A 13,672-nucleotide genomic window follows, 5' to 3' on the forward strand; every position below is an offset into this window, starting at 1 on the left:
GGACTTCATGGCCGGCCAGGTGGCAGTGCTTGCCGCCGAGGGGTTATCCCGCACACCGACGTGGGAGGCGGTGACGTTCTGGGTACTTGGTGCCATCGCGGTTCTGGGCGCACTCGGTGTGATCGCGGCCCCCAAGGCGGTGTACTCGGCGATCTTCCTCGCCATGACGATGGTCATTCTCGCGGTCTTCTTTGTAGCCCAGGGAGCGTTGTTTCTGGGCGTCGCCCAGGTGGTGGTGTACACCGGGGCGGTCATGATGTTGTTCCTCTTCGTGCTCATGTTCGTGGGCGTGGATTCCTCGGATTCTCTGGTGGAGACCCTGCCGGGGCAGCGGGTGGGTGCGATCGCCGCCGGGTTGGGATTCGGGATCCTGGCTATCGCCGGTATCGGAAACGCTTCCACGACAGTGTTCGTCGGGCTCGATCAGGCCAACAGCCGCGGCAACGTGGAAGGTTTGGCCGAGCGCATCTTCATCGACTACCTCTGGGCCTTCGAACTCACCGGAGCACTGCTGATCACCGCGACGATTGGCGCGATGGTGCTGGCGCATCGCGAGAAGCTGGGGCAGACCGGCGGCCAGCGGGAGTTGGCAATTCGGCGCTTTCAGCATGGAGACCGGGCCACCCCGTTGCCCAACCCGGGTGTCTACGCCCGGCATAACGCCGTGGACGTACCTGCGCTCCTTCCCGACGGATCCTTCTCGGAGTTGTCGGTCAGCGGCGTGCTTATCCCGCGGGACATGGAGGCCCGGTGAATCCCGCCAACTACCTCTACCTGGCCGCACTCATCTTCACCATCGGGGCTGCCGGCGTGATGTTGCGCCGCAACGCGATCGTGGTCTTCATGAGCGTCGAGCTGATGCTCAACGCGGCCAACCTGGCATTCGTCACCTTCGCCCGGATGCACGGGAACCTCGACGGTCAGGTCATCGCGTTCTTCACCATGGTGGTCGCGGCCACGGAAGTGGTTGTGGGGCTGGGGATCATCATGACCATCTTCCGTACCCGCAGGTCGGCCTCGGTCGACGACGCCGATTTGTTGAAACTCTAGGAGGGAAGTCCCCGTGACATGGCTCATGCCGGCGCTGCCGCTGGCGGGTGCGGCCGTACTCCTGCTCGTCGGCCGTCGGGGTGACTCCTGGGGGCATCTGCTGGGCTGTGCGACGGCACTCGCATCGTTTCTTGTCGCGGTCGTTTCGTTCGTCGGCATGCTCGGCCGAACCGGCACCGAGCGCGCGGTGCACGAGACTCTTTTCACCTGGGTTCCGGTTGGGGCGCTGCACATCGATTTCGGGCTGACCCTGGACCAGCTGTCTGTGTGTTTCGCACTGCTGATCACTGGAGTGGGTTCACTCATCCATATCTACTCGATCGGATACATGGAGCATGATCCTGACAGGCGAAGGTTTTTCGGCTATCTGAATCTTTTCCTGGCGGCCATGCTGCTGCTGGTGCTCGCCGACAACTTCCTGGGTTTGTACGTCGGGTGGGAAGGTGTCGGTCTGGCGTCCTACCTGTTGATCGGTTTCTGGTACCAGAAACCATCGGCCGCCGTCGCAGCCAAAAAGGCCTTCATCGTCAACCGTGTCGGTGATATGGGGCTGGCCCTGGCCATGATGCTGATGTTCGCGACGTTCGGCTCGGTCGGCTTTGCGCAGGTACTCGGGTCGGCCGGTGCGGCGGGTGAGAGTCGTAACACCGCAATTGGATTGGCGTTGCTGCTGGCGGCGTGTGGAAAGTCGGCTCAGGTGCCGCTGCAGTCCTGGCTTGGCGACGCGATGGAAGGCCCCACCCCGGTGTCCGCGCTCATCCACGCCGCCACCATGGTCACCGCGGGTGTCTACCTGATCACCCGGTCCGGGCCGATCTTCGAACGCGCGCCTTACGCACAGGTCGCGGTGGTGATCGTGGGCGCCGTTACCGTGCTCTTCGGAGCGATCATCGGCTGCGCCAAGGACGACATCAAGAAGGCCCTGGCCGCGAGCACCATGTCGCAGATCGGATACATGGTGTTGGCGGCCGGACTCGGCCCCGCCGGGTATGCCGTGGCGATCATGCACCTGCTCACACACGGGTTCTTCAAGGCCGGGCTGTTCCTCGGTGCGGGCTCGGTCATGCACGGTATGAACGAGGAAACCGACATGCGCCGCTACGGCGGGCTGCGCGCCGTCATGCCGATCACCTTTGTCACCTTCGGGCTGGGATACCTTGCCATCATTGGCGTTCCACCGTTTGCGGGGTTCTACTCGAAGGACAAGATCATCGAGGTCGCCTTCGGACACGGCGGTGCCGGGGGATTTCTTCTCGGGGCGGCGGCACTACTGGGCGCCGGGATTACGGCGTTCTACATGACTCGGGTCATGCTGCTGACCTTCTTCGGCACCCGCCGCTGGAAACCGGACGCGCATCCACACGAATCACCGTCGGTGATGACGTGGCCGATGATGGTGCTCGCCATCGGTTCGGTGAGTGCGGGATTCCTGCTCAGCTTCGGCGGGGCATTACAGAACTGGTTAGAGCCGGTCGTGGGTGCGAACCACGGCGAGTTACCCGTTGCAGCCTGGGTCATCAGCGTCGTCACCGTCGCGGTGGTGCTCTGCGGTGTTGGTGTGGCATACCGGATGTACCGCGCCGACGTACCCGAGTCGGCTCCTCGGGGTTCGGCGCTTACCGTTGCCGCTCGCCGGGACCTGTATGGCGACGCCGTCAACGAGGCGGTGTTCATGCGCCCCGGGCAGCGTCTCACCCGGGGGCTGGTGCTCGTGGACGACCGCTGGGTCGATGGCCTTGTCAACGCGGTCACCTCAACCCTGGGCGCGGTGTCGGACTGGGTGCGTCGCCTACAGACCGGCCATGTCCGCTCGTATGCGTTGTCCATGTGTGCCGGAGCGGCTTTGGTAGTCGCCGTGTTGATGGCAGTGAGGTGGTGAGCGCCGTGGGTGCCGTGACAGCTCTGTGGTTCATTCCCCTGATAGGCGCCGCCACGGTGCTGATCATGCCGGGTCGCCGGCGGACCCTGGCCAAGTATGTGGCGTTGAGTGCTTCGTTGCTGGTGCTGGTCGTCGCGATCGGGCTAGCCATTGCGTTCGACCCGGCGGGACCCCAATATCAGTTCGTCGAATCGATGTCCTGGATACCCGCATTCGGGATGAAGTATGCGGTGGGGCTCGACGGGATCGCGCTCGCGCTGGTCCTGCTGACCGCGGGGCTCCTGCCCGTGCTGTTGCTGGCCGGATGGAATGACGGGGCAGAGGCGCCCGGATACGGAAATCGGCCTCTGGCACAACGCTATGTCGCCTTGATCCTGATTGTGGAATCGATGGTGCTGCTGTCTTTCTCCGCCCTGGACGTGCTGCTGTTCTACATCTTCTTCGAGGCCATGCTGATCCCGATGTACTTCCTGATCGGGGGATTCGGGAGCACGCATTCAGACGCCAAGCAACGTTCGCGCGCGGCAGTGAAGTTCTTGATGTACAACCTGTTCGGCGGCCTGATCATGCTGGCGGCCGTCATCGGTCTCTACGTGGTCACCGCCAGAGGCCAGACCGGCACGTTCGATCTGCGCGATATCACCGAGATGGTCGCCACCGGCGCGCTCGGGATCGATCCGGGTGTCGCGAAGGCGCTCTTCCTCGGGTTCATGTTCGCGTTTGCGGTCAAGGCCCCGCTCTGGCCATTTCACACGTGGCTGCCCGATGCGGCTGTGCACGCCACCCCGGCCAGTGCGGTGCTCATGATGGCGATCGTGGACAAGGTGGGGACCTTCGCGATGCTGCGGTACTGCATTCAGCTGTTCCCCGAGGCCAGCAGATACTTCACCCCGGTGATCATCACGCTGGCGGTCATCGGCATCGTGTACGGCGCCATCGTGGCGATCGGTCAGACCGATGTGATGCGACTGATCGCCTACACCTCGATATCGCATTTCGGGTTCATCATCCTGGGCATCTTCGCGATGACCAGCCAGGGGCAATCGGGCTCGACGTTGTACATGGTCAACCACGGCATCTCCACCGCGGCACTGATGTTGGTGGCAGGATTTCTGGTGTCTCGCAAAGGATCTCGACTCATCGCGGCCTATGGGGGAGTGCAGAAGGTGGCACCCGTTCTTGCCGGCTCCTTCTTGGTAGCCGGTCTGGCCACCCTGTCGCTGCCCGGGCTGGCACCGTTCATCAGCGAGTTTCTGGTGCTGGTGGGAACATTCACGCGATATCCGGCGGCCGCGGCGTGTGCGGTCATCGCGTTGGTGCTGGCCGCGATCTACGTGTTGTGGATGTATCAGCGGATGATGACGGGACCGTTGGCGCCGGGAAATGAGAGCATCGGTGATCTGAAGCGCCGTGAACTCACCGTGGTCGCGCCGTTGATCGCCATGCTTCTGGTGCTGGGTATCTATCCCAAGCCACTGTTGGACATCGTGAATCCGGCGGTGGAACAGACGCTGCGCAACGTCAACGAGAAGGATCCGCCGCCGGCAGTGGCCGATATTGCCCTGCGGCACGGCGAAGGTGAGCGACGATGACCGATATCGGGATTCTTCCCACGCCGCCGATCGCCTACGGCGCGCTGTCTCCCATGTTGATCATGTTCGGGGTCGCGGTGGTATCGGTGCTCGTCGAGGCGTTCGTCCCGCGACGGTACCGGCTCACGACCCAGCTGGCGCTGGCCACCGGGGGGATCTTCGCCGCCTTTGCGGCCGTGGTGGCGCTGGGGGGTACGCGTGAAGTCGTCATGAACGGCGCCGTGGCGATAGACGGCCCCACGCTCTATCTGCAGGGGCTCATCCTGGTGGCCTCCGGCCTGGCTCTGACGGTGATGGCGCAGCGCAGAACAGCCGTGGCCCTTCCCAGCACAGTTGCCGTCGGCGGCGGGCTGGACGCCTTCGCCGCGCAGGCGTCCAGCGTTCCGGGCAGCGAGCCGGAGGGGGTATTGAATCGGACCGGTATTACGCAAACGGAGATCTTCCCGCTGACACTGTTCGCGATCGCGGGCATGATGCTGTTCCCCGCCTGCAACGACCTGTTGACGATGTTCGTTGCCCTGGAGGTGTTTTCACTCCCGTTGTACGTGATGTGCGCGCTGGCCCGACGACGCCGGCTGCTGTCCCAAGAATCGGCGCTCAAGTATTTTCTGCTCGGTGCGTTCTCCTCGGCGTTCTTTCTGTTCGGGTCGGCCTTCGTGTACGGATTCGCCGGCACCGTCGAACTCGACGCCGTCGCGCGGGCCGTCAGCGCAGATGCCGGCGAGCGGTCCTTCCTGCTGCTCGGTGTGGCCATGCTGTCGGTGGGCCTGTTGTTCAAGGTAGGAGCGGTGCCCTTCCATTTCTGGGTCCCCGACGTCTACCAAGGGGCGCCGACCCCGGTTACCGCATTCATGGCGGCTACCACCAAAATCGCGGCTTTCGGCGCGCTGCTTCGGGTTCTGTATGTCGCGCTGCCGGGAATCACGGCCGACTGGCGTCCGGTGCTGTGGGCGGTGGCGATCGCGACCATGCTGATCGGATCGATCGGTGCCGTCACGCAGACCGATGTGAAACGCATGTTGGCCTATTCCGCGGTGGCGCACACCGGGTTTCTGCTGACCGGGGTCACGGCCGCCAATGAACGTGGTGTGTCGTCGACGTTGTTCTATTTGGCGGCATACGGTTTCAGCACCGTAGGGGCATTCGCCATTGCCGGGCTGGTCCGTTCCGGTGATGGCGACGGCGGACCGGATGAGGACGAAGAGATCACCGATCTGAGTCGGTGGGCAGGAATCGGCCGCCGTTCACCTGTGCTCGGCATCGTCTTCGCCTTGTTCTTGCTGGCTTTCGCGGGCATTCCGCTCACCAGTGGATTCGTCAGCAAGTTCGCGGTCTTCGAGGCCGCCGCATCCGGCGGCGCCGTGCCGCTGGTGGTGGTTGGTGTGGTGTGCAGCGCCATCGCCGCCTACTTCTACGTGCGGGTGATCGTGCTGATGTTCTTCGCCGATCCGGTCGAGCACTCCGGGGTGCTTCGGATCCCTGGTCCGGCGGTGGCGATATCGATCGGGGTAAGTGCGCTCGTCACGGTTCTGCTCGGCGTAGTGCCGCAGCCATTGCTTGATCTCGTCGGGAATCTCGCTCACTTCGTTCCGTGAGTCCGATCACGGGCCACCGGTGTTTCGACATGCCGTCTTCGGTGCCGACACGCCTCTGATCCGTGCAAAATGCGGCGTGTCGACGCCTACCGTGGCCTGGTTGTCACCACCTGTGGCGTGTCCATTTACCGACGAGTAACCTACGGGACCGTAGGGTGAAGGTATCGTGGGCGCGGAAGGAGGCCGATGGCAATCACGGACATCTCGGCATTCGCGCATCTCACCAGCGAGGACGTCGAGAACCTGGCCGTCGAGCTCGATGGGCTCCGGCGTGAGATCGAGGAGTCGCGCGGTGCGCGCGACGCCCGCTACATCCGTCGCACCATCGCCGCGCAACGCGCGCTCGAGCTGACCGGCCGTGTGCTGCTGGCGGCGAGCAAGAAGCGCTCCGCGTGGTGGGCCGGCACGGTGACGCTGGCGGTCGCCAAGATCATCGAGAACATGGAGATCGGTCACAACGTCCTACACGGTCAGTGGGACTGGATGAACGATCCCGAGATTCACTCGTCGACGTGGGAATGGGACATGGCAGGTGCGGCCAAGCACTGGCGCATCACCCATAACGTCGAGCATCACAAGTACACCAACATCCTGGATCTGGACGACGATGTGGGCTACGGGATTCTGCGGGTCACACGTGATGAACCGTGGAAGGTGCGCAACCTTCTGAACATGCCACTCAACTTCATCCTCGCTGCTGGTTTTGAGTGGGGAATTGCCCTGCAGCACCTGGAATTCCGGAAGATCTGGGCAAAGGAAACTCGCGAGGCGACCAAACAGCGGGTACGCGAGCTGGTCCGCTCGGCAGGCGCGCAGGTCTTCAAGGATTACGTCGCGTTCCCGGCGATCACGGCGCTCTCGCCGGGGGCGACTTACCGCTCGACGCTGACCTCCACCGCGACAGCCAACCTGATCCGGAACTTCTGGTCCAATGCCGTCATCTTCTGCGGACATTTTCCGGACGGCGCAGAGAAGTTCTCCGTGACCGACATGGAGAACGAGACGCGCGGTCAGTGGTATCTGCGCCAGCTGCTCGGCAGCGCGAATTTCGACGCGGGTCCAACGATGCGGCTGATGAGCGGCAACCTGTGTCATCAGATCGAACATCATCTCTACCCGGATCTGCCGAGCAACCGGCTGCACGAGATCTCGCTGCGGGTACGCGAGATCTGCGATCGCTACGACCTTCCGTACACCACCGGATCGATGCTGTTCCAATACGCGAAGACCTGGCGCACCATTGCCAAGTTGTCGTTGCCGGATCGATTCCTGCATGCCACGGCCGACAATGCGCCGGAGACTCGTAGCGAGCGCATGTTCGTGGTCCTAGAACCACCCGTGGCCGAACCGAATTCGGTTCCGCGTCGCGGCCTCAAGACCGCCATCGCGTTGGTGCGTGAGCGGCGCCGCACCAAGGTGTCCGTCTAGTTTCTGAGCGGCCGATCACGTCACCGGCGGCGTGGATCTGCTCTGGTGATCTTGATGATTCCGCCGCGGACGCGGGCGGAACGCGCTATGCAGTGATGTGTGACTACGTACGCAGAGGCCCCGGCGGTAACCCAAGTGGGCCGAGGGGATGCCCTGATCTCGGGTTCTGCCGAGAAGCCGGCACGCACACTGGCCGGCTTCCTGGCCATGACACTGGAGACCTTTGGTGCCATGGTGCGTCGTCCACCGGCGGTGGGCGAGTTCTTCCGGCAGGTGTGGTCGATCGCCAGAGTGTCGGTTCTGCCGATGTGCATGGTGGCGATACCGCTCGCGGTGCTCATAGTGCTCGTGCTGGAGGCGTTGGTGTTCGGCCCCACGGGGTTCCCGACGCACGCGGTCTTGGTGGCCGCGGCCACCGGCGCGACGGTGGTGTTTGCCGAGGCCGATTCCGCCCGGATCCAACAAGAGATTGAGGCCATGCGGGGCCGGGGCGTCGACGTCACGCACGGGTTTGTTGTCCCTCGAGTCCTCGCCACCGCGGTCGCCGCGGTGCCGTTGGCCTTCATAGCTGTTGGCGCAGCCGGTGTCTATTTCTTCTCGGCATTCGGCAAGCACACTCCGTTGAGTCTTTTCATCGAGAACTTGACGCAGTTGTTGAGTCCCTTCAATGTGTTGATTGTGGCCATCGAAGCGGTGGCTCTCGGGCTTATCGGTGGCCTAATCGCTTGCTACAAAGGTGTTTCCGCGTCGCGCTGACCTGAACGGCTGGCGAGATCGGTCACCTTGTGGTGAGCAGGGTCGCCAGGCGAAACACCGGTGCGACCAGGCTAGCGGCGCGCAGCCCGATCCTTTGAAGACGCTGGCTGTGCATGAGGGAGCCTAATCCCGCGAGCTGTGCGGCACCGTAAAGCATGTCCCAGTCGGTGTCGATGTGGGTGATCTTGAAGTCTTCAGTCAGTGTATAGCGGTCGATACCAATGAAATTCAGGCAGCGGCCGGTTCCCTTGAGTTTAGCTCCCGTGTTGGGCTCGATGGTCTCACCGATCATGCGGCCGATACCTCGCCACGGAATGGTCACTCGCCACTGATCGTCGAAGTAGTCCCAGTAGGGCAGTGACCGGTTGGTTCCGTCCTGTGGGTAGAACGCAAAGTCGGGGAAGACGTCGAAGGCGGCCTGGCAGTTGTCGATCGTGAACTGACGTCCGAGCCTGTTCTCCTGGAACGTCGTGCTGTCGATGTAGCTGCACTCCTCGGCGATGCAGTAATCGATCTTCTTGATGTCCTGCTCGGCCCAGGCATCAAACCATGTGTAGGCGAACTCTGTTCGGCCCTGGGCGGGAAGCCCGCGCTCGATGTCGTTCTTTTCTTGCTGCCGCACCTTCTTCCAGAACTCCGGCATGAGCGCCTGATACTGCGCGTGTTCCGGTGAGGGGCCCAACTTGTCCAATCTGCTCATCTTTTTCCTTTCGTTGTGGGAACTGTGTGATGGCTCAGCGGGTGAGGAGCCGCGTCGGGAGGCCGCCGGCCAGGCCGGTGGAGACGCGTACTCGGTGCCGGGGTGTCCAGCCATCGCGGATCTGGAATGCATAGCGCTGCAAGATGGTTCCGAGGACCAGGGTCCCCTCGATGTAGGCCATCCTGGTGCCCATGCACTTGCGTGGTCCGATACTGAACGGCAGGAACGCATTCCGATTGATCTTGTCGGTCAGGAATCGTTCGGGGTTGAACGTTTCCGGGTCCTTCCAGAACCGGGGATCGCGCTGTAGTGCGTATTGGGTGATCACGACGTGTGAACCTTGGGGAATGAGATAGCCGCCGATCTCGTCGTCCTGGACGGCCGTTCGGATGTTGGCGGGTGCGGCCTGGAAACGCTGTGCCTCATCGAAACATGCCCTCAGATACTTCAAGTTCTCGAGATCGTCGTACTCCAACGTCTTTCCGCCGAGCGCGTCAATCTCCCTATACGCCCTACCGAGAGCGATCGGGTTGCGGCACAGCAGCGCGATGGTCCAGGCCAGCGCGGCGGCGGTGGTCTCGAATCCTGCGAACACCAACCCGGCGGCTTCGGAGCGCCGTCTGCGGTGCTGTGTCTGCGGGCAGCCCTCGAATTCCAGCCCGATCAATGCGTCCACGAGATCGGGCGAGTCGGGCAGCGGGCACCCTTTCCGTTCGTCGACGAAGCGGTCGAGGATCCCGAATAGCTCCTCCTTGGACCGTTCGCCACTGCGACGCAGGGGATTTGGGATCCAGCCGGGCAGATAATGCATGGCGACCCGGCTGATGACGTAGCGGCCGTACCGACGCGCACCGTCTACCGCATGATCAATCTCGTCGGAGCCGAGCTGAACGTTGAACATCGAGCGCATCAGTCCGTCCATCACGACCGCGCCGAGTTCATGTTCCAGATCCACGGGTTGCCCGCTGGTCGCATGGCGTGACCAGGCATCGACCCGATCGGTGATCCCTTCCATCATGAGCGGGGTCGCTGCCGCCAGTGCGCGTTCGCCGAAGTACGGATTGAAGGCGGTGCGGACTCGTTTCCACTCCTGGCCCTCGAGCAAGGGGAGGGCGGCCGGCTCTCCGGAGACCAATTCGATGGTGGCCTGGTGCTTGGCGTATCGGTCGTGGTGGCGGGTGAACACATGGTCGACGTACTCGGGATGGTTGATCAGGGTGACTGTGAGCGCGGGGCTCGGGCCCGTGAAGAGGCGGACGATGTCGCCGTATCGATTCGCAATCTTGGGCAGTAGCAGGTAGGGCAGCCGAAACGGGTCACCCAGGCAGCTCAGCCCCAGGAGCGCGGCCCGATGCAAGGGCAGCCGCGGGGCAAGTCGGGGTCCTGGGGTCCGCGATGTTTCCTGTGCGGGGGAGTTTGTGCCGGTGGCGTGCATGGCTGCCTCTTCTGTGCGGAACGGTGATTCTGGTGGCGAAGTGTATGACCGATCCAGCCGTCATGCAATACTGAATCAAAAGTAATTCATTGATTCAAATGCCAGCTAGATGTGCCGAACGGAGGGGCTGTGAGTCGCAGCGAGGTTTCGCAGCTCCCCGCCGTTACTATCGGGTCCGTGGTAGAGATCGACTCGTTGCTGCGGCAGCTGGTCTCCGGAACACTGTCCGATACGAATGTGGCGACCGCTCATTTGTTGGATGCCGCCCGCGAGGAATTCGTTGCCCACGGGATCGCTCGCACCGCTGTTGGGGATATCGCACGCCGCGCCGGTGTGTCCCGCCCGACCTTGTACCGCAAATGCGGAGACAAGGAAGACATCGTCGCCGCGGTGTTGGTCCGGGAGACAACCGAATTCTTCATGAGGGCGCAGGCTGTGCTCGCGCCCTTATCGAATGCCGAGGACAGGATGGTCGAGGCATTCGTCATGGGCATGCGTGAGGCGCGTGATCATCCATTGGTGCTGGCGCTCAAGGAATTCGACGCCGAATCGTTCTCGCGGAATGTCTTTGACGTGAATGCGTCCGGGTATCAGGGCCTGCTTGCGGTGATCGCGGAACTACTGGCCGACGAGGACTATCCCGTTCCTGCGGTGAAGCGCGCGCTCGACCTGGCGCTGCGGCTGACGTCGACGTTTCTGGTGAACCCTTCCGCGCTGGTGCCGACCGACACCGACGAAAACACCCGCGAATTCGCGGGCCGATATCTGCTACCCCTCATGCGTGCCGCCCGTTAGGTGCGCTCCGTATCCTGGTGTGGTGGCTACAGTTTTGACGGTGAACGTGTGCCAGCTGCGGTCGAATCCGGCAGGCGGACCAACGCGCACCGGCATCGACAAACATCCCACCGATTCGGTCATAGCCGTCCGCGCGCCGGGTGGTACATCCGAGGGTGCCGGCAGCGGCCTGGAAGGTGACGCGATAGGAGATACGGGCGTGCACGGCGGCGACGATCAAGCCGTGTATGCATACGCCCGCGAGGACCTGGACTGGTGGCAGGGCACGCTCGGGCGAGAGCTGGCGAACGGCCAGTTCGGGGAGAATCTGACCACCCGCGAGATCGATGTGACCGGTGCGCTCATCGGTGAGCAGTGGCATATCGGTGACGGCGGGCTGGTGCTGGAAGTGTCCGCGCCGCGCATACCGTGCCGGACCTTTGCGGCCTGGCTTGACCTGCGCGGGTGGGTCAAGACCTTTACGGCGCAAGCGATCCCCGGCGCATACTTCCGGGTGATCTCACCCGGGGTGGTGCGCGAGGGTGACGGCATCGCCGTCAAGAATCGTCCGGAGCATGACGTGACCGTGGGACTTGCGTTCCGGGCGCTCACCCTCGAGTCCGAGTTGCTTCCGCGGCTTCTCGATGCCCCCGCGTTGCCGGAGCATGTCAAGGAGACGGTCAGGCGCAGGAGCGGATCGGCCTAACCTACCGCCGCTGCACCAGGACCGTCTGGGCGCTCGAGCCGATGTAGCCGCGGCGGTCGAATATCTCCGCTGTGGTCACGCCGACGCCGTCGGGGCCGACCGACATGCGGGCGCGTACGCCGAATTCGTCGCCCTGGGGAATCCGGTGGACGTGCATCACGGTATCGGTGTTCATGTAGACGAACCGCAGGGGGTTGAGCACCGCGCCGATGCCGTTCGCGGAGTCGATGACCGACGCCAGCCGCTGCCATCCGGTGGTGGGCTCGGTATCGACGATGTGCACATGTGGCCGCATCCAGGCAACCTGTGGTTCTCCCTCGGGTACCGAAAACCACTGAAAATCAACCGATTTTGAGTAGTTAGAGCCCTCGAAGCCGAAGGCCGGCGGTGTGGGGCCGGGCGGGTACTCGGGTAAGGGTGGGTATCGGTCACTGGCTTTGTCGGCGGTCACCGAGGTCGCTAACAGCCACGCGCTGGCCCGCGCGACCGCACGGTAACCGCCATTGGCGCGCGCTTCCATCTCGGCCACGGCAAGCGCGATGCGCCGACCCGGCCGTTCAATCCATGCCCGTACTCGCACCGGCTCCAGCGGAACCGGGCCGAGGATGTCGAGCGCGACCCGGCCGATCCGCAGGCTCTCGCGCGGCTCCGGCAGCTCCTCGATGGCCTTGAGTAGCAACGCCATCGGGGGAGAGCCGTGCTGCAGGTTCGGCCCCCATCCGCTGGCGGTCAACTCGGTGGACTCGAACACCTGGAACTCGCCGTCGGTGTCCAATCGCCGGTAGTAACAGCCTGTCAGGTCCAACGTCATGCGGCATCTCCCGGGATCGCGGTCGCGGAGGCTTCGGCATCTTCGATATCAGTATCGGAGACACCGTAATCGGAAGGCCAGCCCGGGTAGGGAGGCGGCGTGCCGCCGAACGCGGGACAGAGCGACTGATGGGCACACCAGTCGCACAACCGGGAGGGATTGGGCCGGAAGTCGCCGGTGGTGCCGAGGTTCTGAATCGCTCGCCAGATCGCCATGAGCGTCTTCTCGAACTTGAGTAGCTCTGCCTCATCCGGTGTGTAGTCGAGAACCTCGCCATCGGACAGATACAGCAGCCGCAGCCGTCGCGGCACCACCCCGCGGGTGCGATACAGCGCGACGGCATAGAACTTCATCTGAAACAACGCCTTGGCTTCGAACAAGGCGCGCGGTGCGCGTCCGGTCTTGTAGTCGACCAGACGCATCGCGCCCCCGGGGGCGACGTCGATGCGATCGATGAATCCGCGCAGCATCGTGCCGTCGGACAGCTCGACCTCGACGCGCTCCTCGCAACTGTCGGGATCGAATCGGGTGGGATCTTCAAGCCGGTAATAGCCCGAGAGCAGATCTCGCGCCTCGTCGAGGAACGCCGGAAGGCGCTCGGTCTCGACCACCGCCGCGAGTTCGGGGTTCGATTCCACGAGGCGTTCCCACGCGGGCTGCACCAATCCCGCGGCGGTGGCGTACTCGCGATCGGCCGCGGGCCGGGCGTAGAGATCTTCCAGGGCGGCATGCACGAGGCTGCCGCGCACCTGCGCTGTCGAGGGCGGCTCGGGGAGGCGGTCGATCGCGCGGAACCGGTACAGCAGTGGGCATTGCTTGAAGTCGCTGGCACGGGAAGGGGACAGCGCGGGCCGGCGCGTGGGCCGGTTCTGCGTGGTCTCCTTCATGGTTGGCAGCCTAGGCATCGTGTCCGACAGGTGCTGACGCCACGCCGGGCACAAAGCTG

The 13,672-nt window shown here is 63.6% G+C and carries 13 protein-coding genes; 9 read left to right on the plus strand and 4 right to left on the minus strand.

Translation table 11 applies throughout. The annotated features are described in order from the left end of the window. Positions 1 to 25 precede the first annotated feature (25 nt). The 7 genes from AOT83_RS17800 (at position 26) to AOT83_RS17830 (ending at position 8,300) form a co-directional block, all read left to right on the plus strand. Entirely contained in the window at positions 26 to 754 is a 729-nt protein-coding gene (locus AOT83_RS17800; RefSeq protein ID WP_030095582.1) for an NADH-quinone oxidoreductase subunit J, read from the plus strand. Then, the gene (gene nuoK / locus AOT83_RS17805) at positions 751 to 1,050 is read left to right on the plus strand and encodes an NADH-quinone oxidoreductase subunit NuoK (protein ID WP_030095583.1); all 300 of its coding nucleotides are present in this window, start codon (positions 751 to 753) and stop codon (positions 1,048 to 1,050) included. The genes AOT83_RS17800 and nuoK overlap by 4 nt, the downstream gene beginning before the upstream one ends. 13 nt (positions 1,051 to 1,063) lie before the next feature. Continuing rightward, on the plus strand, positions 1,064 to 2,929 hold the full coding sequence (gene nuoL, locus AOT83_RS17810) for an NADH-quinone oxidoreductase subunit L (RefSeq protein ID WP_109394666.1): 1,866 nt from the start codon (positions 1,064 to 1,066) through the stop codon (positions 2,927 to 2,929). Continuing rightward, entirely contained in the window at positions 2,923 to 4,521 is a 1,599-nt protein-coding gene (locus AOT83_RS17815) for an NADH-quinone oxidoreductase subunit M (RefSeq protein WP_075908931.1), read from the plus strand. The genes nuoL and AOT83_RS17815 overlap by 7 nt, the downstream gene beginning before the upstream one ends. Continuing rightward, positions 4,518 to 6,116 carry an NADH-quinone oxidoreductase subunit NuoN gene (gene nuoN / locus AOT83_RS17820; protein WP_057964716.1) on the plus strand — a complete coding sequence of 533 codons (1,599 nt, stop codon included), beginning with the start codon at positions 4,518 to 4,520 and terminating at the stop codon, positions 6,114 to 6,116. The genes AOT83_RS17815 and nuoN overlap by 4 nt, the downstream gene beginning before the upstream one ends. Positions 6,117 to 6,302: 186 nt before the next feature. Then, complete coding sequence (locus AOT83_RS17825; RefSeq protein WP_030095587.1) at positions 6,303 to 7,544, plus strand: fatty acid desaturase; 1,242 nt, start codon at positions 6,303 to 6,305, stop codon at positions 7,542 to 7,544. Positions 7,545 to 7,643: 99 nt separating this feature from the next. Next, positions 7,644 to 8,300, plus strand: a complete 657-nt coding sequence (locus tag AOT83_RS17830) for an ABC transporter permease (protein WP_057964717.1) — start codon at positions 7,644 to 7,646, stop codon at positions 8,298 to 8,300. A gap of 22 nt (positions 8,301 to 8,322) precedes the next feature. On the opposite strand, the gene AOT83_RS17835 is transcribed toward AOT83_RS17830, so the two are convergent. After that, entirely contained in the window at positions 8,323 to 9,000 is a 678-nt protein-coding gene (locus AOT83_RS17835; protein ID WP_057964718.1) for a nuclear transport factor 2 family protein, read from the minus strand. Positions 9,001 to 9,034: 34 nt separating this feature from the next. Continuing rightward, positions 9,035 to 10,435: a cytochrome P450 gene (locus tag AOT83_RS17840; protein WP_057964719.1), complete on the minus strand. Its 1,401-nt coding sequence runs from the start codon at positions 10,433 to 10,435 to the stop codon at positions 9,035 to 9,037. A 129-nt stretch (positions 10,436 to 10,564) separates the two neighbouring features. Here AOT83_RS17840 and AOT83_RS17845 point away from each other — a divergent pair, with 129 nt between their 5' ends. After that, positions 10,565 to 11,230, plus strand: coding sequence for a TetR/AcrR family transcriptional regulator (locus tag AOT83_RS17845; RefSeq protein ID WP_057964720.1), 666 nt, complete (start codon positions 10,565 to 10,567; stop codon positions 11,228 to 11,230). 22 nt (positions 11,231 to 11,252) lie between these two features. Next, a complete protein-coding gene (locus AOT83_RS17850) occupies positions 11,253 to 11,915 on the plus strand; it encodes an MOSC domain-containing protein (protein WP_057964762.1) in 663 nt (220 codons plus the stop codon). Between the two features lies 1 nt (position 11,916). Here AOT83_RS17850 and AOT83_RS17855 read toward each other — a convergent pair whose 3' ends face one another. Both AOT83_RS17855 and AOT83_RS17860 read right to left on the minus strand, forming a co-directional pair. Continuing rightward, positions 11,917 to 12,726, minus strand: coding sequence for a thioesterase family protein (locus AOT83_RS17855; RefSeq protein ID WP_030095593.1), 810 nt, complete (start codon positions 12,724 to 12,726; stop codon positions 11,917 to 11,919). Further along, a complete protein-coding gene (locus tag AOT83_RS17860) occupies positions 12,723 to 13,613 on the minus strand; it encodes a RecB family exonuclease (protein WP_030095594.1) in 891 nt (296 codons plus the stop codon). Before AOT83_RS17860 ends, AOT83_RS17855 begins: the two co-directional genes overlap by 4 nt. Positions 13,614 to 13,672 lie beyond the last annotated feature (59 nt).

Origin of the sequence: Mycobacteroides sp. H001 (assembly GCF_001440005.1) — a bacterium.
GTDB lineage: Bacteria > Actinomycetota > Actinomycetes > Mycobacteriales > Mycobacteriaceae > Mycobacterium > Mycobacterium gwanakae.

What these genes read in the sequence shown, in the direction of transcription:
- nuoN (WP_057964716.1), top strand. Translation starts at nt 4,518, where the DNA reads ATGACCGATATCGGGATTCTTCCCACGCCGCCGATCGCCTACGGCGCG.
- AOT83_RS17825 (WP_030095587.1), top strand. Translation starts at nt 6,303, where the DNA reads ATGGCAATCACGGACATCTCGGCATTCGCGCATCTCACCAGCGAGGAC.
- AOT83_RS17835 (WP_057964718.1), bottom strand. Translation starts at nt 9,000, where the DNA reads ATGAGCAGATTGGACAAGTTGGGCCCCTCACCGGAACACGCGCAGTAT.
- AOT83_RS17840 (WP_057964719.1), bottom strand. Translation starts at nt 10,435, where the DNA reads ATGCACGCCACCGGCACAAACTCCCCCGCACAGGAAACATCGCGGACC.
- AOT83_RS17855 (WP_030095593.1), bottom strand. Translation starts at nt 12,726, where the DNA reads ATGACGTTGGACCTGACAGGCTGTTACTACCGGCGATTGGACACCGAC.
- AOT83_RS17860 (WP_030095594.1), bottom strand. Translation starts at nt 13,613, where the DNA reads ATGAAGGAGACCACGCAGAACCGGCCCACGCGCCGGCCCGCGCTGTCC.